Source organism: Brachybacterium sp. J153, from assembly GCF_036311905.1.
Taxonomy (GTDB): domain Bacteria; phylum Actinomycetota; class Actinomycetes; order Actinomycetales; family Dermabacteraceae; genus Brachybacterium.
Genome location: NZ_JAZDCH010000033.1, coordinates 1 through 22,507, shown reverse-complemented (window position 1 = coordinate 22,507; position 22,507 = coordinate 1). Strand labels below are relative to the sequence as shown.

The following is a 22,507-nucleotide window of genomic DNA, read 5'->3' as shown; positions in this document are numbered from 1 at the left end:
GTCCGGCAGGCGCTCCCCGCCCCGGCGGCGCGCCTGCCGGACGCGCCCCGGCACCGCCGCTAATCTCCCGGTGTGTCCGTGCATCGCTTCCGTCCGGGTGACGAGCTCTTCCAGAGTTCCATCGACGCCATGACCAGTGCTCCGCTGCGGCCCGAGCTGGTCTGGCGGACGATCCCCGCGCCCTCCCGCATGGCGCCCTCGACGTGGGCCTGCACCGCCGAGATCATCGTCCACGACGAGGAGCTCGCCTCGGGCCGTCTCGTGATCCTCCACGACCCCGAGGGGCAGGAGGCCTGGGACGGCACCTTCCGGATGGTGGCCCTCGTCCAGGCCCAGCTCGAGCCAGAATTCGCGATCGAGTCCATGCTCGGCGACGTCGCCTGGTCCTGGGTGACCGAGTCCCTCGAGCTGCACGACGCGGACGCCCGCGAGCTCGGCTGCACCGCGACCCGCGTGGTCTCCCAGTCCTACGGTGCACTCGCCTCCCGCGCCTCGACGGTCGACGTCGAGATGCGGATCTCCTGGACCCCCGAGGTCGCCGAGGGGGCCGAGTCCCCGGAGCTCGGCCCGCACTTCGCCGCCTGGACGGCGATGCTCGCCGCCGCCGGCGGCCTGCCGCCCGCCCCGCCGCGGGTCTCCTCACTGGTCCCCTCGCATCGTGCGCGCGCCCCGCGACCGAGCAGTGAGGAGGGACGATGACCGTCCCCCATGCCCGTCCCGTGACCGCGCTCAAAGCGCCCCGCGACGGACTGGTCCCGGTGATCGACCGGATCCAGCCGCTCCTGGCCTGGTGCGAGGCGGCGGCGACCGCCCCCGTGGAGGCCGTCGCGGTCGATGCCGAGCGCGCCTCGAGCTACCGCTACAGCAACCGGGCCTATCTCATCCAACTGCGCACCGAGGCGGCGGGCACGGCCCTCATCGACCCCCTCGCGTTCACGATGCCGGGCACGCTGCGGGACTTGCTCGCCGAGCGGGAGTGGGTGCTGCACGCCGCGGACCAGGACCTCCCGAGCCTCGCCGAGCTCGGCCTGCGCCCCGCCGCCCTGTTCGACACCGAGCTCGCGGCCCGACTGCTGGGCATGGACCGGGTGGGCCTGGGCGCGGTCGTCGAGGAGACCCTCGGGCTGCACCTGGCCAAGGAGCACTCGGCGGCCGACTGGTCCCGCCGACCGCTGCCCGAGGGCTGGCTCACCTACGCCGCCCTCGACGTGGAGGTGCTCGTCGAGGTCCGCGACCTCCTCGCCGAACGGCTCGCGGAGGCCGGGAAGGACGAGTGGGCGCGCCAGGAGTTCGAGCACGAGCGGACCCGTGAGCTGTCCGCCCCACGCTCGGCCAGCTGGCGCGGACTGCACGGCCTCGGCGGTCTGCGCACTGCGCGACAGCTCGCCGCGGCCCGGGAGATGTGGAGCCGCCGCGATGCCCTCGCGAGCGAGCAGGACCTCTCCCCCCACCGGATCCTCCGCGACAAGGACCTCGTCGCCGCCGCGAAGGAGGCCCCGCGCGGTCGCGAGGCCTTCGAGCGGGCGCTGCCCTCGCGGACGCCGAAGAAGGACCAGTGGTGGCAGGTCGCGCGGACCGGCATCGACCTCCCCCCGGCGCATCTCCCCGAGCGCACCGAGCGCTCCTATCCCCCGCCGCACAAGCTGTGGTCGAAGAAGCATCCGGAGGTGTGGGACCGCTATCAGGCCGTGCGCTCCGCCATCGGCGACCGCGCGGAGGATCTCGAGCTGCCCACCGAGAACCTGCTGCAGCCCGCGCTGTTGCGGCACTGGGTGTGGGAGCATGCGACCTCGCCCGGGGAGGCGCTGATCGTCGAGGAGCTCCTGGCGCTCGGCGCTCGGCCCTGGCAGGCCGAGCAGACCGCCCCCGTGCTCGCCCGCGCCCTCGAGGAGTACGTCCCGCCCGCGGCGGACTGAGCCGGGCGCGGCTCAGGCGTGGCCGGGTCGCTCCGGGAAGGGCGCATCGGCGGCGCGCAGCGTCGGGGCCTGGGCACCGAGCGTCCGATGGGCGTGCAGCGCGAGCAGTGCGGCGAGCGCGGTGCCGTTGGTGAGTTCCCCGCGCAGCGCCGCGGCGACCGCCTCGTCGAGCGGCACCCAGGCGATCTCGATCTCGGCCTCCTCATCGGTGCGCCGGTAGCCGTCGTCCCCGGTCACCTCCGTCACCTCCGTCGCGAGGTAGACGCGGATGACCTCGTCGGATCCGCCGGGGCTGGGCCGCAGATCGAGGAGGGTCTCGAGGCGGCCGGCGCGATGTCCGGTCTCCTCTGCGAGCTCGCGCAGCGCCCCCAGGTGCGCGCCCTCGCCGGCGACGTCGAGGAGTCCCGCCGGGATCTCCCAGAGCTGGTGGCCGACGGGGTGGCGGTACTGCCGGATCAGCAGTACGCGATCCTCCGCATCGACCGCGAGCACCGCGACGGCGCCGGTGTGGTGGACGTACTCGCGATCGAACCGCACCCCGGGCGCGAAATCGACGGTATCGCGCACGATGTCCCACACCATGCCGGGGTGCACGGTGCGCCGCTCGGCGACGGGGCGCGGGGCGGGCCGGTCGGCGAGGCTCATAGGGGTCAGGCCTCGTCGGTCGCGATCGGCTGCTCGCCGGCGGCGCTCTCCGCCGCGGCCGGATCGGGCTCGACCTCGAGCAGGCGCGTCGCCTTCTGCAGCTCGAGCGCCGCTCCGATCAGCCCGGCGAACAGCGGATGCGCCCTGGTGGGGCGGGACTTCAGTTCGGGGTGCGCCTGGGTCCCGATGTAGTACGGGTGCACCGCCGGGTCCAGCTCCACGAACTCCACGAGCGAGTGGTCGGCGGAGAGGTCGGAGACGCCGGAAACCCGCAGTCCCGCGTCCTCGAGCTGCTCGCGGTAGGCGTTGTTGACCTCGTAGCGGTGGCGGTGGCGCTCCGCGACCTCGGTGCTGCCGTAGACGGTCGCCGCGAGGGAGCCCTCGACCAGGGTGTGGTCGTAGGAGCCGAGGCGCATCGTGCCGCCCAGGTCCCCGGCGCCGGCGACGATGTCCTGCTGCTCGGCCATGGTGGCGATGACCGGGTGCGCGGTCTCCGGCTCGAACTCGGTCGAGTGGGCGCTGGCGAGGCCGAGCTCGGTGCGCGCGTACTCGATGACCATCGACTGCATGCCGAGGCACAGGCCGAGGGCGGGGATGCCGTGGGTGCGGGCGTGGCGCAGGGCGCCGACCTTGCCGTCCACGCCGCGGATCCCGAAGCCGCCGGGAACGACGAGCGCGTCGACGTCCCGCAGCTGCTGGCGCGCGCCCTCGGGCGTGGCGCACAGATCCGACTCGACCCAGCGGATGGAGACCTTCGCCGCGTGGTGGAAGCCGCCCGCGCGCAGCGCCTCGGTCACCGAGAGGTAGGCGTCGGGCAGGTCGATGTACTTGCCGACCAGCGCGACCGTCACCTCGTAGGAGGGGTGCTGGACACGCTGCAGAAGCGAGTCCCACTGGGTCCAGTCCACGTCGTGGCTCAGCAGGTCGAGTCGGCGGATCGCGTAGGCGTCGAGCCCCTCCCCGTGGAGCACGAGCGGGATCTCGTAGATCGACGGAGCATCGGCACAGGTCACGACCGCGTCGATGTCGACATCGCACATGGAGGAGATCTTCGCCTTGACCGAGGCGGGCAGCTGACGGTCCGCGCGCAGCACGATCGCATCGGGCTGGATGCCGATCGAGCGCAGCGCGGCGACGGAGTGCTGGGTGGGCTTGGTCTTCAGCTCCTGGGACGGGCCGATGAAGGGCACCAGCGAGACGTGGACGAAGAAGACGTTGTCGCGACCGACGTCCTGACGCACCTGGCGCGCCGCCTCGAGGAAGGGCTGGGACTCGATGTCGCCGACGGTGCCGCCGATCTCGGTGATGATGACATCGACGTCATCCCCGGCCTGGGAGCGCATCGACTCCTTGATGGCGTTGGTGATGTGCGGGATGACCTGCACGGTGTCGCCGAGATACTCGCCGCGGCGCTCCTTGGCGATGACGTTGGAGTACACCTGGCCGGTGGTGACGTTCGCGTTGGCGGAGAGGTTCTCGTCGAGGAAGCGCTCGTAATGGCCGATGTCGAGATCGGTCTCCGCGCCGTCCTCGGTAACGAACACCTCGCCGTGCTGGAAGGGGTTCATCGTGCCCGGGTCCACGTTGAGGTACGGGTCGAGCTTCTGCATCGTCACGCGCAGGCCGCGGCTCTTGAGGAGCATTCCCAGCGAGGAGGCGGTGAGGCCCTTGCCGAGGCTGGAGACCACGCCGCCGGTGACGAAGATGTGCTTCGTGACGCCGGGATTCCGGAAGGGCTTCGCGGAGGAGGACTGTCCGATCCGCGGAAGGGGGCCGGTACTGGTCTGGGGGGTGTTCGCGCTGGTGTCTGCCACGGATTGTCAACCTATCATCGGGGCCCGGCGAGGGCCAGGACATCGGTCAGCTGGTCGATCATGTCACCTGCGGAGGGCAGCTCGTCGGCACGACGTCGCGACGCCTCCTCGGCGCGTCGCCGCACGGCGGGGTCGGTGTGGGTGGTGATCGCCGCGGCGAGCGCCGGGGCGTCGCCGACGGGCACCAGGTGCGCGGCCTCGCCCGTGACCCAGCGGGTGCCCCCGGCATCGGTCGCGACGATGGCGCGGCCGGCCCGCAGGGCCTCCTGCAGCGCGACCGGCTGTCCCTCCCAGTGCGCGGCGGAGACCACGAGGTCGCAGCTCCCGAGCAGCGCGGGGACGTCCTCGCGCCGGCCCAGCAGCCGCACGGGCAGCCGCTCCCGGTCGATCCGTGCGGCGAGCTCGTCGTGCAGCGGCCCGTCGCCCGCGACGGCGATCCCCACGGGCGGCTCCGCGGGGAGCAGGGCGGCGGCGTCGAGGAGGTCCCCGAGGCCCTTCTGCGTGGCGAGTCGAGCGATGACCAGGACCCGCAGGGCGCATTCCGCGGGCCAGGCGTTGTCGTCGGCCGCCTCCGCCGGGTCTCCGGTCGCCGCGTCGGGGATGTCCTTTCCCCCGGAGTCCCCTCCGGCCGCATCGCGCGGCGTCCGCTCCGGAGCGGGGACGACCGCGCGGCGCACGTCCCGGGCGCCGGCCCGACGGGCCGCCTGCTCGAGATCCGGGGACACCGCGAGGACCGTCCGGGACCCCCGCGCGGCGACCTGCAGCAGACCGCGGCCGAGGAGTCGCACCGAGTACGAGCCGACGGGGAGGTTGTGCAGGGTGAGGACCAGGTCGATCCCGGTGCCCGCAAGGGCGAGGGCGGTGAGGGCACCCGCTCGCAGGCCGTGGGCATGGACCACCACGGGGGCCGCCTCGCGGGCGCCGCGCCGCAAGGTCCGCAGGGTCCGCAGGTCCGCCAGGGGGGCGGGTCGCTCCTGGATGCGCACCGGCGCCTCGGCCACCTCGTGGCCCGACTCCCGCAGCAGCGCCAGCTCCTGGTCCACATGGGCGGCGAGTCCGCCGCTGGCCCGCGGCCGCACCAGCAGGATCCTCACCGGGCCTCCTCCGCCGGCGGAGCCGGAGCGCCCGGGCCGGGATCGACCGCGTCGTTCCCGCTCTCGCGGGTCCTGGCGCGTCGCCCCCGGCTCCGGCCCTGCAGAGTGTGCAGCAGCGAGGGATCGGCGGCGAGCATGACGCCCGCGGCGAGGAGCGCGCCGAGGACTCCGGCGGCGATGCCCACGAGCACCGCGACGGTCTCCCCCGACTCCGTGGTCACCAGCCGGCGGGCGAGCAGCAGCCCGGGCACCCCGCCGATCAGCACCGCGAGCGGCGTGAGCACGATCGTCCGGCGGACTCGTGCGAGGTCTCCGGCATGCTCGAGGATGTCCCAGATCCGGCTCAAGCCCACGAGCGCCGCGATCGCCATCCCCACGGCGATCGAGAGTCCGAAGGCGGTCGAGGCCTCGGCGGCGGAACGCCCGGGGCTGGTGAGGACGGCGAGCGCCAGCAGCACCGCGGCGATCACCCAGCCGATGGATCCGACCAGGAGGGCGTCCCGGGCCCGCAGCGCGGCCGACAGCACGCGGGTGCAGTGGGTCGCGACGGCGAAGCCGGGCAGGCCGAGGGCGAGCGCCGCCGCGGTCGAGCCGACCCCGGCCGCCCCCGCGCGGTCGATGAGGCGGAAGAACTGCTCGAGGGCCGGGCCGGCGGCGAACAGGGCTGCGGCGCCGATCGCCGCGACGGCCATGACGATGCGCGCGGAGCCGGAGACGGCGCGGGCGAAGGCGCCGTGGTCACCGACCAGGCGCATCTCCGCCAGATGCGGGAAGACCGAGGTGACCAGCGGGACGACGAGGACCGCGTAAGGCAGCAGGTAGAGCGCCTGCGCGTACTGGAAGACGGGCAGCGTGCCGGTGCCGCCGGCGCGCATGGCGAGGACCATGATCAGGGCGAGCACGAGCTGCTGCGCGCCCACCGCACCGAGGCCCGCGCCGCCGAGGGCCAGCGCGCGACGGCCGTCGCCACCGGTCATCCGCAGGGCGGGCCGGAGCCGCAGACCGGAGCGCAGCGAGGCGATCACCACGGGCAGGGCCATCGCGGCGACCCCGGCGGTGGTGCCCCAGCCCAGCCAGGCCAGCGCGCCCTCCCCGATCGTCGAGGCGGTCGCGACGGAGGGGACCATCCAGGCGTACACGCGATACGCGAGCATGACCACGAGCGAGGAGATCAGCGGCATCGCCGCGGGCCACAGGAAGCGCTTGCGCGCCTGGAGGTAGGCGCCGAGCACCACGGCGATCCCGTAGAGCGGCAGCTGGACCGCGAAGATCCGCAGCAGGACGGTGCCCACGTGCACCCCGGCGGTCCCGTCGGCCGTTCCCAGCAGCAGCGCGGCGAGCGGCGCGGCGAGCGCGATCACCGCGGCGGCGAGCAGCGTGGTGCCGAGCAGCGTCCAGGTCAGCAGCACGGAGACGATGCGGTCGGCACGCCGCCGCCCGTCCTCGTCCGCGGTCCCGGCTGCGGACTCGGCTGCGGTCCCGTCCGCGGTCTCGGCTGCGGTCCCGTCCGCGGTCTCGGCCCGGCGCCCCTCGGGGACGAGACCGGCGATGAGCGGCACCGCGACCGCCGCCAGCGCACCCCCGGCGACCACCTCGAAGAGCACATTGGGCAGCAGGTTCGCGGTCGCGTAGGCAGTGCCGACGTCGCCTGCGCCGACGCTCGCCCCGAACACCAGGTACCGCGCGAAGCCCGCGAGACGGGCGATCACGGTGACGACGAGGATGATGCTCGCCCCGCGCAGCACGGCGCGGCCGAAGGATCTCTCGCTCATCGCTCGGCCTCCTCGGGGGCACGCCGCCCCAGCCGGTCCACGGCGCGCAGGACCGGGGTGGACTCGATGACGGCGGAGAAGCTCACCCGCTCGCTCGCGACGGTCAGTGCCGTGATCCCGCCGAGCAGCACGAGCCGCGCCGGGACCGGGAGGACCCGTGTCGCGGCGAGGCCGACGGCGGCGCCGAGCGCATTGGCGCCCGCGTCGCCGAGCATGCCGTGCTCGCGGAGGTCGACGGGCAGGGCGAGGGCCGCGGGCACCGCTGCGGCGAGCGCCAGCCGACGTCCGCTCGGGTCCTCGCCCGGCGACAGGGTCGCGAGAGCGGCCGCGGCGGGCAGCACGACCTTGAGCGCCCTTCCGGGGCGAAGGTCCAGCAGGTTGGCGAGGTTCGCGGCGCCGGCGACGAGTGCCGCATCGGCGAGCACGAGCCCGGCCCCGCGGACGCTCACCCGCCCGGATCGGCCACGTTCCGCAGCGCCGGCGGTCGCGAGGACGGTGAGCGCGGGGATCCCCAGGGCCTTGAGCGCGCCCGTGGTGACCCGCCCCTGGCGCAGCGCCCCGAAGTGACCGCGCAGGCCCTTGGAGACCGGTCGTCCCTGCGCACGATGGTGCGGTTCGAGCAGGTCGTCAAGCAGCCCGAGGGCACCGATGCCGACAAGCACCGCCGAGTCCCGGGCTCCGCCCGTCCGCCCGGCCCCGGCGAGCAGACCGGTGCCGAGCACAACTGCGGCGCCCTCGGCGAGAGTCACGGTGCGGCCGGCGAAGTTCTTGCGCTCGAGCTCGCTCCGACAGGTCGCGAGCAGGGACCTCACGCGGCTCATCCGTTGCCCCCGTCGGAGGGCGCGGAGCCTTCGCCCTCGGAGTCGGCAGGTGCCGTCGGAGCGGGCAGCGGGGGGACCCGCTCGGCGGCGTCGGCCGTGGTGCCGTAGGCGCCCGCTCCCCCGCGCACCTGCTCGATGAGGGCGAGCACGCTGAGGATCGGCCCGTCGGCCTCCTGCAGCCGGTCGGTGGTCGAGAGCTGGTCGAAACCGGCGTCGCCGCGGACGGTGCGCAGGATCCCGGTCGAGGAGTCGTTCGCCGGCGTGGCGGCCGAGACGACGGCGGGCACGGAGGTGGCGGCGAGCGAGGTCAGCACGGCGGTCTGGGCGGAGAGCAGGTTCTGGGCCCGTTCGGCGGCGAGGTCCTCCGCCTCGCCCTCGAGCACGAAGGTCTCGGGAGCGGCACTCGCGTAGACCACCGCCTCGACCACACCGGGCGTGCCGTCCGTGAGCGCGATCAGCTGATGGTCCACGAGCACCTGCCACACCTGGGTGCGGAGCTCCTGGGTCAGCTCGCCGGAGGGATCCTCGGCGAGCAGGGCCGGCACGATCGCGGCGAGCTGTGCGGGACCCTCCAGCTCGGGGTCGAGCAGGGCGGGGGCGATCGAGCGGATCTCGTCGGCGGCCTCGGCGCGCCGCTGTTCCTGCGCGGGGTCCCACAGGTCCGAGCGCAGGCGGATCTCCACGACGGCGGAGACCCCGGCTCCCTCGAGGAGGGAGGTGACCTGCTCGGTCGCCGTGCGCGTCGAGTCGCCGTCGGTCAGCAGCGCCACCGACTGCCCCGGGAGGGTGTCGGCCACCAGCTCGGGACCGGACTCGCTGACGTACGAGGCGAGCTGATCATTACGGGTCTGCAGCTCGTCGGCCTCGGTGCGCAGCTGCTCCTGCTCCCCGCGCAGCTGCTCGACCTGCTCGGCGAGCTGGGTGCCGAGGTTGTCGCCGAGCGGTCCTGCGCCGAGCACGATGCCCACGGCGAGCGCCAGGAAAACGGAGATCAGCGACACCAGGTGGTAGCGGAAATCGATCACGGGTCGGACCCTCCTACGACCCGGTGGCCCGGGGGAAGAACAGCGTGGTGAACCAGGACAGCATCCCATCCAGCCGGGCGCCCATCAGCTGGACGACGGCCTGCCCGCCCGGCGTGGCCCACAGGGCGACCGCGAGGGCGGCGAGCCCGGCGACCGCGAGCAGGAGGAGCTGGACGGTGGAGATGCGCTGGCGGTAGAGGCGGGAGACGCCTTTCGCGTCGACGAGCTTGGAGCCGATCCGCAGGCGGGTGAGGAAAGTGGAGCTCATCCCGGCGCGGCCCTTGTCCAGGAACTCCTCGAGCGTGCCGTGGGTGCCGACGGCCACGATCACGGAGGCCCCCTTCTCGTCGGCGAGGAGCATGGCGATGTCCTCGCTCGTGCCGGAGGCGGGGAAGAGCACCGCCTGCTCGCCGAGCCCCAGGCCGGCGAGGCGCTCGAGGCCGGGGGCGCGGCCGTCGCGATAGGCGTGGACGACGAGTTCCGCCCCGCTGGCGAGCGCGCGGTCCGAGACCGAGTCCATGTCCCCGATGATCATGTCGGGGCGGAATCCCGCCTCGATCACCGCATCGGCCCCGCCGTCGACGCCGATGATCACGGGGCGGTTCTCGCGCAGGAACGGGCGGAGGGTCGCGAGGTCCTCCTTGTAGTGGTAGCCGCGCACGACGATGAGCACCGGGCGGCCGTCGATGCGGGTGCGGACGTCGGGGGCGCCGATCCCGTCCAGCAGCAGGTCTCGCTCGCGGAGCATGTACTCCATGGTGTTCTCGGCGAACAGCTCGAGCTGCTCGGAGAGCCCTTCGCGGGCGATCTCTAGCGCGGCGGTGACGGTGGCCTGGTCCTGGGCGACGCCGCGGGCGACGACGACCTCCTCGAGCAGCACCTCGCCGTCGCGGACGGTGATGGTCTGCCCGTCGCGGATCCCTTCGAAGAGCGAGGGGCCGAGGGCGTCGACGAGCACCACGTCGCCGTCGAGCAGGATCTGCGGGCCGGCGTTGGGATAGCGGCCGGAGGTCGAGGCGGCGGCGTTGAGGACCGCGGCGGGCTGCCGCTCGACGAGCGCTTCGGCCGCGACGCGGTCCACGTCCTCGTGGTCGATGATCGCGATGTCGCCGGGCTGGAGGCGCTTGGTGAGGTCCTTGGTGCGTCGGCCGAGCCGGGCGGTGCCGGTGACCTGCGCGCGCTGCGGGCTCATCGGCAACCCCGGCCGGGCGCCGCGTCCTCGGCCATGGCGCGGGCCTCGTCGAGCAGCTCCTCGGCGTGGGCGAGGGCGAGGTCGGAGGTGTCCCCGGCGAGCATCCGCGCGAGCTCCTCGATGCGCCCGGCTCGGTCCAGGCCGTGCACGGTCGAGCTGGTCGCGCCCTCGGCGGAGGACTTCACGATCTGCAGATGGGTGCCCGCGTGCGCGGCGACCTGCGGCAGATGGGTGACGACGATGACCTGGGCGTGGCGGGCGAGCCGGGCGAGGCGCTGGCCGACGGCGAGGGCCGCGCGTCCGCCGATCCCGGCGTCGATCTCGTCGAACACGAACACCGGTGCGGCGGTGCGGTCGCTGCGGGAGGCGGAGAGTGCCACCTCGAGGGCGAGCATCACGCGGGAGAGCTCGCCGCCGGAGGCGGCCTGGCCGACGGGCAGGTGCTCGGCCCCGGGATGCGGCGCGAGCAGGATCTCGACCCCGTCGCGGCCGTGGGAGCGCGCGGCGCGGGCGGAGACGTCCACGCGGATCGCCGCATCGGGCATCTCGAGATGCCGCAGCTCCTCCTGCACGGCCGCGGAGAGGGCGGCGGCGGCCGCGGTGCGCTCGGCGGTGAGTTCCTCCGCGGTCGTCTCGAGCTCGTGCTCGAGCGTCTCGAGGCGCTCCGCCGCCTCGCGGCGTCGCTGCTCGGCGCCTTCGTAGCGGTCGAGGTCGACGGCGGCGGCACGGGAGGTGGTCAGCAGTGCGGTGACGTCCGTCGCGGGCCCGTCCGCGCCCGGGAACAGCGCGCCCAGGTCGCGCACCAGCACGGTCAGCTCGTGGAGTCGCTCGTGGGCCTGCTCGAGCCGTCCCGGGGAGGCGTCGATGTCCTCGGCGTAGCGGATCAGCTCGGCGGAGAGGTCGGAGAGCTCGAGCCGGGCGGTCTCGAGCCGGTCGACGAGCGGGGCGAGGGTGCGGTCGGTGCGGGAGGCCCTGCCGACGGCCTCGGCGGCGAGGTCCAGCAGGGCCGCCGCCGCGGGTCCGTCGTCGTCGCCGACCAGGGCGAGGCTCGCGCGCTGGGCGGCGCCGCGCAGCTCCTCGGCGCTGCCGAGGCGCTCGAGCTCCGCGCGCAGGTCGTCGTCCTCCCCGGGCTGCGGGTCGAGGGCCTCGATCCTCTCGAGCGCCTCGACGAGGACCGCCCCGCGGCGCTCCCGCTCGGCGAGGAGCAGGTCGAGCTCCCCCAGCTCGGCGACGAGGGCGGTGCGCTCGCGCCACAGTTCGCGGTGACGACCGAGCGGATCGCCGATCTCCGTCTCGGCGAAGCGGTCGAGCGCCTCGCGCTGCGCCTCGGGGTCCCGCAGCCGCTGCTGATCGGACTGCCCGTGGACGGTGACGGCCGTGCCGACGAGGCGGGAGAGGGTCCCGATCGGCACCGGGACTCCCCCGATCTGGGCCCGGGAGCGGCCGTCGCGGGTGACCCGGCGGACGACGAGCACCTCGCCGTCCTCCTCCTCGGCGCCGAGCTCGTCGAGAGCGGCCGCGAGCTCGCCGTGGCCGGTGAGGGCGAGCGTGCCGTCCACGGTGCTCGCCTCGCGGGTGCGGCCTCGGTCCAGCCGCCCGCCGAGGAGCATGGTCAGGCCCGTGACGATCATGGTCTTGCCGGCCCCGGTCTCGCCGGTGAGCGCGGTGAAGCCGGGCCCGAACTCGAGCAGGGCGTCATCGATCACGCCGATGCCGCGGATGCGCAGGGTGGAGAGCATGCGGGGCCCTCAGCGGGTGCGGGGGCCGCGGCCGCGCCAGCCGACGACGGGCAGCTGGAACTTCTCGACCAGGCGATCGGCGAAGGGGGTCGGCGCGAGACGGACCAGGCGCACGGAGTGCTCGGAGAGACGGGCCTCGATGCGCATCCCCGCGACGATGTCCGCCCCGCGACGGCCGTCGAGGGTGAGGATCGCGCCCTCGCGGTTGTCCAAGACCATCTCGACGGCGACCTCGGAGGAGCGGCCGAGCACGAGGGGCCGGGCGAAGAGCGCATGGGCCGCGAGGGGGATCAGCAGCATCGCGTCGACCTCGGGCCAGATCACGGGGCCGCCCGCGCTGAAGGCGTAGGCGGTGGAGCCGGTCGAGGTGGACAGCAGCACGCCGTCGGCTCCGAAGCTCGAGACGGGACGGCCGTCGATCTCGATCGCGACGTTGATCATCTTCTGCCGGTCGGCCTTCTCGAGCGAGGCCTCGTTGAGCGCCCAGTGGCGGGCGACGGGCTCGTCGTGATCGTCGAGCACCGTGATGTCGAGGGTCGAGCGCTTCTCGATCTCGTACTCGCCCTCGAGGAGACGGGCGACGGTGATCGCGAGATCCTCGACCTCGCTCTCGGCGAGGAAGCCGACATGGCCCAGGTTCACGCCGTGCACGGGGACGTCGGCGTCGCGGACGGCCTCGAGCGCACGGAGGATGGTGCCGTCGCCGCCGAGGACGATGCCCAGCTCGACCAGGTCCGCCGCCGAGACGGCGTCGAGCACGTCGACCCCGCCGTTGGTGAGGAAGGTCAGCAGGCGGGGCGGCGCCTCCCCCTCGGGGAGGGCGAGGATCTCGTCGACCTGCCCGTCGACGACCACGCCGCGCACTCCGCGGCGACGCAGCTCCTCGAGGACCGTCAGCATCGCGTTCAGGGCCGCACGCCGACCGGTGTGGACGTAGAGGAGGAACCGTCGCATCGTGGTCAGTCCTCCTGGGGTGCGGGATCGGTGGCGCGCCGGCGCGCTCGGTCCTCGCGCACGGCGACCCCGATCATGTCATAGGCCTCCTGGTCGGGGGCGGAGGCGTCGCCGGGTCGCAGATGGACGAAGTACTCCCGGTTGCCGTCCTGTCCCGGCAGGGCGCTGGGGCCGACGGCGCGCAGCGCGAGGCCCTCCTCCGCGGCGGCGTCGACGACTCCCTCGACGGCACGTATCCGGGCGGCAGGGTCGGTCACGACGCCCGTGCGGGGCAGCGCGGTGCGGCCCACCTCGAACTGCGGCTTGACCATCAACAGCAGGTCGCCTCCGGGACGGAGGACGCCGGCGAGGGCCGGCAGGACGGTGCGCAGCGAGATGAACGAGAGATCGGCGACGATCAGGTCGACGTCGGTGCCCAGCAGCGCCGGATCGAGATCGCGGACGCTGGTGCCGTCGCGGACCACGACCCGCAGGTCGCGACGGACGTGCTCGGCAAGCTGGTCGTGCCCGATGTCGACCGCGTGCACCCTCGCCGCCCCGCGGCGCAGGAGGACGTCGGTGAAACCGCCCGTGGAGGCGCCGGCGTCGAGGCACTCGGCACCGGCCGGGTCAAGTTCCAGGGCGTCGAGGGCCCCGAGCAGCTTGTGCGCGGCGCGCGAGGCGTACTCGACGCCGTCGGGGACGGCGACGACCTCGAGCAGGGCTCCGTCGGGGACCGGGGTCGAGGGCTTGCGCACCTCGCGTCCGTCGACCCGTGCCCGGCCCTCCTCGAGGATGCGCCGCGCCTGGGTGCGGGAGCGGGCGAGACCCGCCGCGAGGAGCGCGACGTCGACCCGCTGGACGGTCACCGTGCGTCCGGGCGCACCTCGGCGCCGTCGGCGTCGAGCAGGCGCCCCGTCCAGGCAGCGTCCGGGGAGTGGGTGCGCAGGAGAGCCAGCACGGCCCGGAGGACGCGGGGGTCCTCGACCTCGCCGGACAGGGTGATGTCGCCGTCCTGCCAGGCGGCGCCGACGGGTCCGCAGCGGGCGCGGTCGCGATCGACGACCGGCAGGGGGAACGGCGCGGTGAGCTGCTCGAGATCGGGGGTGATGTAGGTGGGGCGGCGCACCGGCTCCGCGCGGAGCGCGCTGTCGACGCCGTCGACCCCGGTGAGGACGAGGAGCGTCGCGAGTTCCGCGCGGACCCCGCCCTCGATGTCGGTGTCGAGGCGGTCGCCGATGACGAGCGCGTGCCGCGCTCCGCAGCGCGCCGCGGCGACCTGGAACATGCCGGGCTCCGGCTTGCCGGCGACCTCCGGCACGGCACCGGTGGCATGGCGCAGCGCGGCGACCAGCGAGCCGTTGCCCGGGGCGAGCCCCTGCTCGGTGGGGAGGGTCGCGTCGACGTTGGTGGCCATCCAGCGGGCACCTCGGCGGATGGCGTAGGCACCCTCGGCGAGCCGACGCCAGCCGAGGTCCGGAGACCAGCCCTGGACGACGGCGACGACGTCTTCCGCGTCCGCCTCCACCGGCTCCAGGCCGTCGGCCCGGACCTGCTCTGCGAGACTCGGCCCGCCGACGACGAGCACCTTCGCCCCCGGCTCGAGATCCTCGGCGAGCAGGCGCGTGGCGACCTGCGGCGAGGTCACGAACTCGGCGGCTTCGGCGGGGATGCCGATGCCCCGGAGGTGCTCGGCGGCCTGCTCCGGGGTGCGGGATGCGTTGTTCGTCGCGAAGGCCACGGGGCGTCCCGCGGCGCGTGCGGCCGCGACCGCTTCCGCACCGTGCGGGATCGGGCGCGAGCCGTGCATGAGCGTGCCGTCCAGATCGAACAGCAGCGCGTCATGGAGGTCCAGGAGCGAAGGGTCCACGAGGGGCATCAGGCGCGGACCTCCGGGTCCTCCGCCACAGCCGAGTCCTCGGTCTCCGACGGCTCGTCCGAGTCCACAGCATCCTCGACCTCGGCGGGAGTCTCCTCGTCGTCGAACTCCTCGGTGTCGTCGAACTCCTCGGTTTCCACCTCCGACTCGTCCGCAGGGTCATCTCCCTCGAGGGACTCCGCCGGTAGCGGAGCCTGATCAGGCTCCTCCGCCGTCAGGCCGTCCGTCTCGTCCGAGTCGTCATCCGCGTCCTGGTCGTCGTCCGCGTCGGCGTCGGGGTCGTAGGCGTCGAGCACGGGGACCTGCTCGTCGTCCTCCCAGGTGGGGACGGCGGGCTCCTGCTGCGGGGCCGGCCGGCCGAGGCGCTCGGCCGCGTCGGTGAGTCCCTCGGTGTCGGTGTCCGCGGCCAGGGTGAGCCAGCGACGAGCCTCTTCGGCACGGTCGGCGCGCTCGAGCAGCTCGGCGTATGCCGCCCAGAGCCGGACTTGCCACTTGCCGTCGACCTTCTGGCGCAGGGCGGGGATCTCGAGCGTGCGCAGAGCGGTCTCGGTGTCCCCGGTGTCGGCGTAGGCGCCGGCGACCACGATCATCAGTTCGATCGCGGCCGAGACCCCGAGGTTGCTCGCCTCGTCGGAGGCGGCGATGTCGAGTGCACGCTCGGGGCGGCCCAGCCCGCGCTCGGAGTCAGCGATCAGGGGGAGCACGTCGGTACGGCCGGTGATGCGCAGAGCGGTGCGCAGCTCGCGGACGGCCGTGCGGTAGTCGCCGGCGCGATAGGCGAGCACGCCGTAGGTCTCACGCACGGCGCCGATACGGCCACCGATCCGGGCGGCGAACTTGGCATGCGCCTGAGAGGTCTCCTGATCCTCCGCCTCGAGCACGAGAGCGGCGACGAGGTGCTGCGCGACCCGATCAGCGGTCTCCCGGCTCAGGCCCTTCAACTCGTCCTGGACGTCCTGGTCGAGCTCGGCTCCCGTGATCCCGTCCGGGATCCGCGGTTCGAAGGGACGATCAGCGCGTGCTTCCTGACCCGGGCGCGAGGTGCGCCGGTCGTCGCGTCCGCGCCGGTCCTCACCGTCACGGGCCGGTCGACGGTCATCGCCGCCCCGCCCATAGGAACGGTCGTTCCGATCACCGTAGGAACGCTTCTCGCCACGGTCACCGTAGGGACGCTTCTCGCCTCCGTCGCGGAAGGGACGCTTCTCGCCGCGCTCACCGTAGGGACGCTTCTCCCCGCCCTCACGGTAGGGACGCTTCTCGCCGCGCTCACCGTAGGGACGCTTCTCGCCACCATCGCGGAAGGTACGCTTCTCGCCTCCGTCGCGGAAGGGACGCTTCTCTCCACGCTCACCGTAGGGACGCTTCTCGCCACCATCGCGGAAGGGACGCTTCTCACCGCCCTCACGGTAGGGGCGCTTCTCGCCTCCGTCGCGGAAGGGACGCTTCTCGCCACGCTCACCGTAGGGACGCTTCTCGCCACCATCGCGGAAGGGACGCTTCTCACCGCGCTCACCGTAGGGACGCCCCTCGGTCCGCTCACGGTACGGACGCTTCTCGGTGCGGTCACCATAGGGACGCCTCTCCCCACCCTCGCGGTAGGGACGCTTCTCCGTGCGGTCACCGTAGGGGCGCTTCTCCTCGCGATCACTGTAGGAACGCTTCTCGCCGCGGTCACCGTAGGGACGCTGTGCACCACCGTCGCGGTAGGGACGACGCTCGCCGTCACCACGGGGACCGGAGAAGGAACGCGGACCACCATCACGGCGGTCGTCACCGAATCCGCTTCGGCGACGATCTCCGGACTCGGATCGATCGGGGCGTGATCCCTCGGGACGCGACGAACGGCGCTGCCGGCCCTCGTCATCGCGGGAACGCCCGGTGTACGGGCCGCGCCCGGTCGACGGGCGGCGTGCGCCCTGCTGATCGCGGCGGTGCTGGCCGCCGCTCTCGCGCTCGTTGTTCCTGTCCTCAGACACTGTGGACCGTCCGTCTCGTCGTGCTCGCTGTCATCGCCCTATGCGCTTATCGATCACCGAGCCTATGCGACCCCTTCGCAGAGACCGGACAGTAGCCATCCATCCGTGAGCGCTCTCACCAGCTCAGCGCGCAGCCCGTCACACTCCGACGGGTCGCCACAGGAGCGGGGTCACACCACGGAGCGCAGGGCCGGCAGCCGACTGGACCTGCCCGCCGACACGGCAAGTACTCGCACGATCGCCAGCGCGGTAGAGCAGAGCGAATCAGCCGACTCCGCCCCACGACGCCGCATCCCGTCCACGGAACCGGACGTGTGTTCGGGCATGAAAAAAGGGAGTGGGAGGAGCGAGACCCTGAAGGGTCTCCAGCTCACTCCCACTCCCACAAAGATGTCCGGCGGCGACCTACTCTCCCACACCCTCCCGAGTGCAGTACCATCGGCGCAATCGAGCTTAGCTTCCGGGTTCGGAATGGAACCGGGCGTTTCCTCGACGCTATGACCGCCGTAACACTATGAGACACAACCAGCCCACACACCACCACCCACACAGGGCGACAGTGGCAGGGATTGCTTCCCCAGAACCACACAGTGGACGCGAACACTCACAGCAAAAGAAGTGTTGAATAAGTCATCGGCCATTAGTACCAGTCAGCTCCACGCATTGCTGCGCTTCCACATCTGGCCTATCAACCCAGTGGTCTACTGGGGGCCTCTCACACAAAGTGCATGGATATCTCATCTTGAAGCAGGCTTCCCGCTTAGATGCTTTCAGCGGTTATCCCTTCCCAACGTAGCCAACCAGCCATGCCCTTGGCAGAACAACTGGCACACCAGAGGTCAGTCCATCCCGGTCCTCTCGTACTAGGGACAGGTCTTCTCAAATATCCAACGCGCGCAGCGGATAGGGACCGAACTGTCTCACGACGTTCTAAACCCAGCTCGCGTACCGCTTTAATAGGCGAACAGCCTAACCCTTGGGACCAACTCCAGCCCCAGGATGCGACGAGCCGACATCGAGGTGCCAAACCATGCCGTCGATATGAGCTCTTGGGCAAGATCAGCCTGTTATCCCCGGGGTACCTTTTATCCGTTGAGCGACACCCATTCCACAATGAGGTGCCGGATCACTAGTTCCTGCTTTCGCACCTGCCCGACATGTCTGTCTCGCAGTCAAGCTCCCTTGTGCACTTACACTCAACACCTGATTACCAACCAGGCTGAGGGAACCTTTGAGCGCCTCCGTTACTTTTTGGGAGGCAACCGCCCCAGTTAAACTACCCATCAGACACTGTCCCTGATCCGGATCACGGACCGAGGTTAGGAATCCAGAACGACCAGAGTGGTATTTCAACAATGACTCCACACTCACTGGCGTGAATGCTTCCCAGTCTCCCACCTATCCTACACAAGCCGTCCCGAACACCAATATCAAACTATAGTAAAGGTCCCGGGGTCTTTCCGTCCTGCTGCGCGTAACGAGCATCTTTACTCGTAATGCAATTTCGCCGAGTTCGCGGTTGAGACAGTGGAGAAGTCGTTACGCCATTCGTGCAGGTCGGAACTTACCCGACAAGGAATTTCGCTACCTTAGGATGGTTATAGTTACCACCGCCGTTTACTGGGGCTTAAATTCTCAGCTTCGATCCGAAGATCTAACCGGTCCTCTTAACCTTCCAGCACCGGGCAGGCGTCAGTCCGTATACAGCGTCTTACGACTTCGCACGGACCTGTGTTTTTAGTAAACAGTCGCTTCTCCCTGGTCTCTGCGGCCCTCACCGCTCTCACGGTTCGGGCCCCCCTTCTCCCGAAGTTACGGGGGCATTTTGCCGAGTTCCTTAACCACGATTCTCTCGAACGCCTTGGTATTCTCTACCTGATCACCTGAGTCGGTTTAGGGTACGGGCGACCGTATTCGTCACGCCGGAACTTTTCTTGGCAGTACAGGATCACTCACCTACGCCCATACGGGATCCCCATCACGTCTCACCCAATACGGCACCGCATTACCGGTGCTCGGGCTGCTCGCTTAGACGGACTATTCCATTAAGTCCGCGGAAGCTACCTCTCTGCGTCATCCCTCGCGCTGACCTACTACAACCTTGGTTCCCAGCCTCATCAACCTCCACGCCCCGAAGGGCATGGGGAAGACTCGGGTGGTTAGCATCGACTGCCTCGGTATGGGTCCTCCTACGATCGGTTCGGGAATATCAACCCGATGTCCATCGACTACGCCTGTCGGCCTCGCCTTAGGTCCCGACTAACCCAGGGCGGATAAACCTGGCCCTGGAACCCTTGATCAATCGGCGGACGGGTTTCTCACCCGTCTTTCGCTACTCATGCCTGCATTCTCACTCGTGCAGCCTCCACCACTGGGTTCCCCCGCGGCTTCGCTGGCTGCACGACGCTCCCCTACCCATCCAGACAAAAATCTGAATGACACAGCTTCGGCGGTGTGCTTGAGCCCCGCTACATTGTCGGCGCAGAATCACTTGACCAGTGAGCTATTACGCACTCTTTCAAGGGTGGCTGCTTCTAAGCCAACCTCCTGGTTGTCTAAGCAACTCCACATCCTTTTCCACTTAGCACACGCTTAGGGGCCTTAGCTGATGTTCTGGGCTGTTTCCCTCTCGACTATGAAGCTTATCCCCCACAGTCTCACTGCTGCGCTCTCACGTATCGGCATTCGGAGTTTGGCTAAGGTCAGTAACCCGGTGGGGCCCATCGCCTATCCAGTGCTCTACCTCCGACACGAAACACGCAACGCTGCACCTAAATGCATTTCGGGGAGAACCAGCTATCACGAAGTTTGATTGGCCTTTCACCCCTATCCACAGGTCATCCCCTCCATTTTCAACTGAAGTGGGTTCGCGCCTCCACGCGGTCTTACCCGCGCTTCACACTGCCCATGGATAGATCACTTCGCTTCGGGTCTAGAGCCGGCGACTGAACGCCCCGTTCAGACTCGCTTTCGCTACGGCTACCCCACACGGGTTAACCTCGCCACCGACCACTAACTCGCAGGCTCATTCTTCAAAAGGCACGCCGTCACCCCTCAAGGCTCCGACGGATTGTAAGCGCACGGTTTCAGGTACTATTTCACTCCCCTCCCGGGGTGCTTTTCACCTTTCCCTCACGGTACTTGTCCGCTATCGGTCACAAGGTAGTATTCAGGCTTACCAGGTGGTCCTGGCAGATTCACACCGGATTTCACGGGCCCGGTGCTACTCGGGAACAGCGTCACGCCGCACATCGGTTTCGTCTACGGGGGTCACACCCTCTACGCCGTCGCACTCATCACGACTTCGACTACCGCTGCACGTCCACGTCGATGAGCCGGCAGACCCATCAGACACGTCCCACAACCCCTGACCTGCAACCCCTGCCGGGTATCACACAAACCAGGTTTAGCCTCTTCCGCTTTCGCTCGCCACTACTCACGGAATCACTATTTGTTTTCTCTTCCTGCGGGTACTGAGATGTTTCACTTCCCCGCGTTCCCTCCACACCACCTATACATTCAGTGGCGGGTACCAGGGCATGACCCCTGGTGGGTTTCCCCATTCGGACATCCTCGGATCACAGTTCGGTTGTCAACTCCCCGAGGCTTTTCGCAGACTCCCACGTCCTTCTTCGGCTCCTTGTGCCAAGGCATCCACCGTGCGCCCTTTACAACTTAGGCAACACAACAAAGACCAAAATCTTAAAAATTGCTTACAAGATGCTCGCGTCCACTATGTAGTTCTCAAGAAACAACCCCACACCAACCCCCACCACCCACACAGGCAGCAAGAATCAGGGAGGACCAGCCACACACCCACCCAGCATCCCGAAGGACCCTCAGCAGGCCGCGTGCAGCCTCACAACCCAATAGCGTGTCTCCACCTCAAACCACCCGAACAACCACACGTTCCAGACCCCGAAGAGTCGTACTAGCGCAGCCCTGCCGGCCGGCGAAGCGCCCATCCGTTGATGTTCCACCCTTGAGCAACCACCCCCACCACACTCGGGCAGGAAGATGGCCACCAATCATTGGTGATGCTCCTTAGAAAGGAGGTGATCCAGCCGCACCTTCCGGTACGGCTACCTTGTTACGACTTAGTCCCAATCACCGATCCCACCTTCGACAGCTCCCTCACGAGGATGGGCCACTGGCTTCGGGTGTTACCGACTTTCGTGACTTGACGGGCGGTGTGTACAAGGCCCGGGAACGTATTCACCGCAGCGTTGCTGATCTGCGATTACTAGCGACTCCGACTTCATGGGGTCGAGTTGCAGACCCCAATCCGAACTGAGGCCGGCTTTTTGGGATTCGCTCCACCTCACAGTATCGCAACCCATTGTACCGACCATTGTAGCATGCTTGAAGCCCAAGACATAAGGGGCATGATGATTTGACGTCGTCCCCACCTTCCTCCGAGTTGACCCCGGCAGTCTCCCATGAGTCCCCGCCATTACGCGCTGGCAACATGGAACGAGGGTTGCGCTCGTTGCGGGACTTAACCCAACATCTCACGACACGAGCTGACGACAACCATGCACCACCTGTGCACCAGTCCGAAGAAAACCCCATCTCTGGAGTCGTCCGGTGCATGTCAAGCCTTGGTAAGGTTCTTCGCGTTGCATCGAATTAATCAGCATGCTCCGCCGCTTGTGCGGGCCCCCGTCAATTCCTTTGAGTTTTAGCCTTGCGGCCGTACTCCCCAGGCGGGGCACTTAATGCGTTAGCTACGGCGCGGAAAACGTGGAATGTCCCCCACACCTAGTGCCCAACGTTTACGGCATGGACTACCAGGGTATCTAATCCTGTTCGCTACCCATGCTTTCGCTTCTCAGTGTCAGTAATGGCCCAGAGACCTGCCTTCGCCATCGGTGTTCTTCCTGATATCTGCGCATTTCACCGCTACACCAGGAGTTCCAGTCTCCCCTACCACACTCTAGCCTGCCCGTACCCACCGCACGCCCGAGGTTGAGCCTCGGGTTTTCACGGCAGACGCGACAAGCCACCTACAAGCTCTTTACGCCCAATAATTCCGGACAACGCTTGCGCCCTACGTATTACCGCGGCTGCTGGCACGTAGTTAGCCGGCGCTTCTTCTGCAGGTACCGTCACTTTCGCTTCTTCCCTACTGAAAGAGGTTTACAACCCGAAGGCCGTCATCCCTCACGCGGCGTCGCTGCATCAGGCTTTCGCCCATTGTGCAATATTCCCCACTGCTGCCTCCCGTAGGAGTCTGGGCCGTGTCTCAGTCCCAGTGTGGCCGGTCGCCCTCTCAGGCCGGCTACCCGTCATCGCCTTGGTGAGCCGTTACCTCACCAACAAACTGATAGGCCGCGAGTCCATCCCCCACCGAAAAACTTTCCAGTCACCACCATGCGGTGAAGACTCGTATCCGGTATTAGCCACGATTTCCCGAGGTTATCCCGAAGTGAGGGGCAGGTTACTCACGTGTTACTCACCCGTTCGCCACTAATCAGACCGTGCAAGCACGGTCGTCATCGTTCGACTTGCATGTGTTAAGCACGCCGCCAGCGTTCGTCCTGAGCCAGGATCAAACTCTCCATGAAAACATAGAAAAAATCCTGACAAACAACAAACAACCAGCATATAACTGCTAATCATCCGTATAAAATGTTTGCCAACTTAAAATATTGGCATCAACAAACAGACACGCTATTGAGATATCAAGCAACACGCGCAC

15 protein-coding genes and 3 rRNA genes are annotated in these 22,507 nt (G+C 69.4%); 3 read left to right on the top strand and 15 right to left on the bottom strand.

The window, feature by feature from the left end:
• The first annotated feature begins 72 nt into the window (after positions 1-72).
• Positions 73-699, top strand: a complete 627-nt coding sequence (locus V1258_RS15210; RefSeq protein ID WP_329750475.1) for a DUF3000 domain-containing protein — start codon at positions 73-75, stop codon at positions 697-699.
• Complete coding sequence (locus tag V1258_RS15205; RefSeq protein ID WP_329750474.1) at positions 696-1,916, top strand: HRDC domain-containing protein; 1,221 nt, start codon at positions 696-698, stop codon at positions 1,914-1,916. Before V1258_RS15210 ends, V1258_RS15205 begins: the two co-directional genes overlap by 4 nt.
• Before the next feature lie 12 nt (positions 1,917-1,928).
• On the opposite strand, the gene V1258_RS15200 is transcribed toward V1258_RS15205, so the two are convergent.
• From V1258_RS15200 to V1258_RS15145, 12 genes are read right to left on the bottom strand one after another with little or no spacing between them, the layout of a single operon-like run.
• Positions 1,929-2,561 (bottom strand): NUDIX hydrolase, encoded by a 633-nt coding sequence (locus V1258_RS15200; protein WP_329750473.1) that lies wholly within the window; start codon positions 2,559-2,561, stop codon positions 1,929-1,931.
• 5 nt (positions 2,562-2,566) lie between these two features.
• On the bottom strand, positions 2,567-4,375 hold the full coding sequence (locus V1258_RS15195; protein ID WP_442878636.1) for a CTP synthase: 1,809 nt from the start codon (positions 4,373-4,375) through the stop codon (positions 2,567-2,569).
• Positions 4,376-4,389: 14 nt separating this feature from the next.
• Positions 4,390-5,469, bottom strand: coding sequence for a glycosyltransferase family 4 protein (locus tag V1258_RS15190; protein WP_329750472.1), 1,080 nt, complete (start codon positions 5,467-5,469; stop codon positions 4,390-4,392).
• Positions 5,466-7,241, bottom strand: coding sequence for a lipid II flippase MurJ (locus tag V1258_RS15185; protein WP_329750471.1), 1,776 nt, complete (start codon positions 7,239-7,241; stop codon positions 5,466-5,468). Before V1258_RS15185 ends, V1258_RS15190 begins: the two co-directional genes overlap by 4 nt.
• Positions 7,238-8,053 carry a hypothetical protein gene (locus V1258_RS15180; protein ID WP_329750470.1) on the bottom strand — a complete coding sequence of 272 codons (816 nt, stop codon included), beginning with the start codon at positions 8,051-8,053 and terminating at the stop codon, positions 7,238-7,240. Before V1258_RS15180 ends, V1258_RS15185 begins: the two co-directional genes overlap by 4 nt.
• A gap of 5 nt (positions 8,054-8,058) precedes the next feature.
• On the bottom strand, positions 8,059-9,087 hold the full coding sequence (locus V1258_RS15175; RefSeq protein WP_329750469.1) for a copper transporter: 1,029 nt from the start codon (positions 9,085-9,087) through the stop codon (positions 8,059-8,061).
• A 13-nt stretch (positions 9,088-9,100) separates the two neighbouring features.
• The gene (gene steA, locus V1258_RS15170; RefSeq protein ID WP_329750468.1) at positions 9,101-10,279 is read right to left on the bottom strand and encodes a putative cytokinetic ring protein SteA; all 1,179 of its coding nucleotides are present in this window, start codon (positions 10,277-10,279) and stop codon (positions 9,101-9,103) included.
• Positions 10,276-12,018: a DNA repair protein RecN gene (recN, locus tag V1258_RS15165; RefSeq protein WP_329750467.1), complete on the bottom strand. Its 1,743-nt coding sequence runs from the start codon at positions 12,016-12,018 to the stop codon at positions 10,276-10,278. The genes steA and recN overlap by 4 nt, the downstream gene beginning before the upstream one ends.
• A gap of 9 nt (positions 12,019-12,027) precedes the next feature.
• Entirely contained in the window at positions 12,028-12,972 is a 945-nt protein-coding gene (locus V1258_RS15160; RefSeq protein ID WP_329750466.1) for an NAD kinase, read from the bottom strand.
• A 5-nt stretch (positions 12,973-12,977) separates the two neighbouring features.
• On the bottom strand, positions 12,978-13,820 hold the full coding sequence (locus tag V1258_RS15155) for a TlyA family RNA methyltransferase (RefSeq protein ID WP_329750465.1): 843 nt from the start codon (positions 13,818-13,820) through the stop codon (positions 12,978-12,980).
• The gene (locus V1258_RS15150; RefSeq protein ID WP_329750464.1) at positions 13,817-14,830 is read right to left on the bottom strand and encodes an HAD-IIA family hydrolase; all 1,014 of its coding nucleotides are present in this window, start codon (positions 14,828-14,830) and stop codon (positions 13,817-13,819) included. The genes V1258_RS15155 and V1258_RS15150 overlap by 4 nt, the downstream gene beginning before the upstream one ends.
• On the bottom strand, positions 14,830-15,633 hold the full coding sequence (locus V1258_RS15145) for a tetratricopeptide repeat protein (protein ID WP_329750463.1): 804 nt from the start codon (positions 15,631-15,633) through the stop codon (positions 14,830-14,832). The genes V1258_RS15150 and V1258_RS15145 overlap by 1 nt, the downstream gene beginning before the upstream one ends.
• A gap of 39 nt (positions 15,634-15,672) precedes the next feature.
• Between V1258_RS15145 and V1258_RS15140 the strand changes: the two genes are divergently transcribed.
• A complete protein-coding gene (locus V1258_RS15140) occupies positions 15,673-16,653 on the top strand; it encodes a hypothetical protein (protein WP_329750462.1) in 981 nt (326 codons plus the stop codon).
• A 545-nt stretch (positions 16,654-17,198) separates the two neighbouring features.
• Here V1258_RS15140 and rrf read toward each other — a convergent pair.
• The 3 genes from rrf to V1258_RS15125 form a co-directional block, all read right to left on the bottom strand.
• A 5S ribosomal RNA gene (rrf, locus tag V1258_RS15135) occupies positions 17,199-17,315 on the bottom strand.
• Between the two features lie 112 nt (positions 17,316-17,427).
• Positions 17,428-20,487 (bottom strand): 23S ribosomal RNA (locus tag V1258_RS15130).
• Positions 20,488-20,854: 367 nt separating this feature from the next.
• Positions 20,855-22,373: ribosomal RNA gene (locus V1258_RS15125) — 16S ribosomal RNA — on the bottom strand.
• The 16S, 23S and 5S rRNA genes sit together here, the layout of an rRNA operon.
• Positions 22,374-22,507 lie beyond the last annotated feature (134 nt).

Bases quoted from the DNA above. Each gene is read 5' to 3' on its own strand.
- V1258_RS15200 (WP_329750473.1), bottom strand. From the start codon at position 2,561: ATGAGCCTCGCCGACCGGCCCGCCCCGCGCCCCGTCGCCGAGCGGCGC.
- recN (WP_329750467.1), bottom strand. From the start codon at position 12,018: ATGCTCTCCACCCTGCGCATCCGCGGCATCGGCGTGATCGATGACGCC.
- V1258_RS15150 (WP_329750464.1), bottom strand. From the start codon at position 14,830: ATGCCCCTCGTGGACCCTTCGCTCCTGGACCTCCATGACGCGCTGCTG.
- V1258_RS15140 (WP_329750462.1), top strand. From the start codon at position 15,673: ATGCGCCTGAGAGGTCTCCTGATCCTCCGCCTCGAGCACGAGAGCGGC.
- steA (WP_329750468.1), bottom strand. From the start codon at position 10,279: ATGAGCCCGCAGCGCGCGCAGGTCACCGGCACCGCCCGGCTCGGCCGA.
- V1258_RS15185 (WP_329750471.1), bottom strand. From the start codon at position 7,241: ATGAGCGAGAGATCCTTCGGCCGCGCCGTGCTGCGCGGGGCGAGCATC.
- V1258_RS15205 (WP_329750474.1), top strand. From the start codon at position 696: ATGACCGTCCCCCATGCCCGTCCCGTGACCGCGCTCAAAGCGCCCCGC.
- V1258_RS15160 (WP_329750466.1), bottom strand. From the start codon at position 12,972: ATGCGACGGTTCCTCCTCTACGTCCACACCGGTCGGCGTGCGGCCCTG.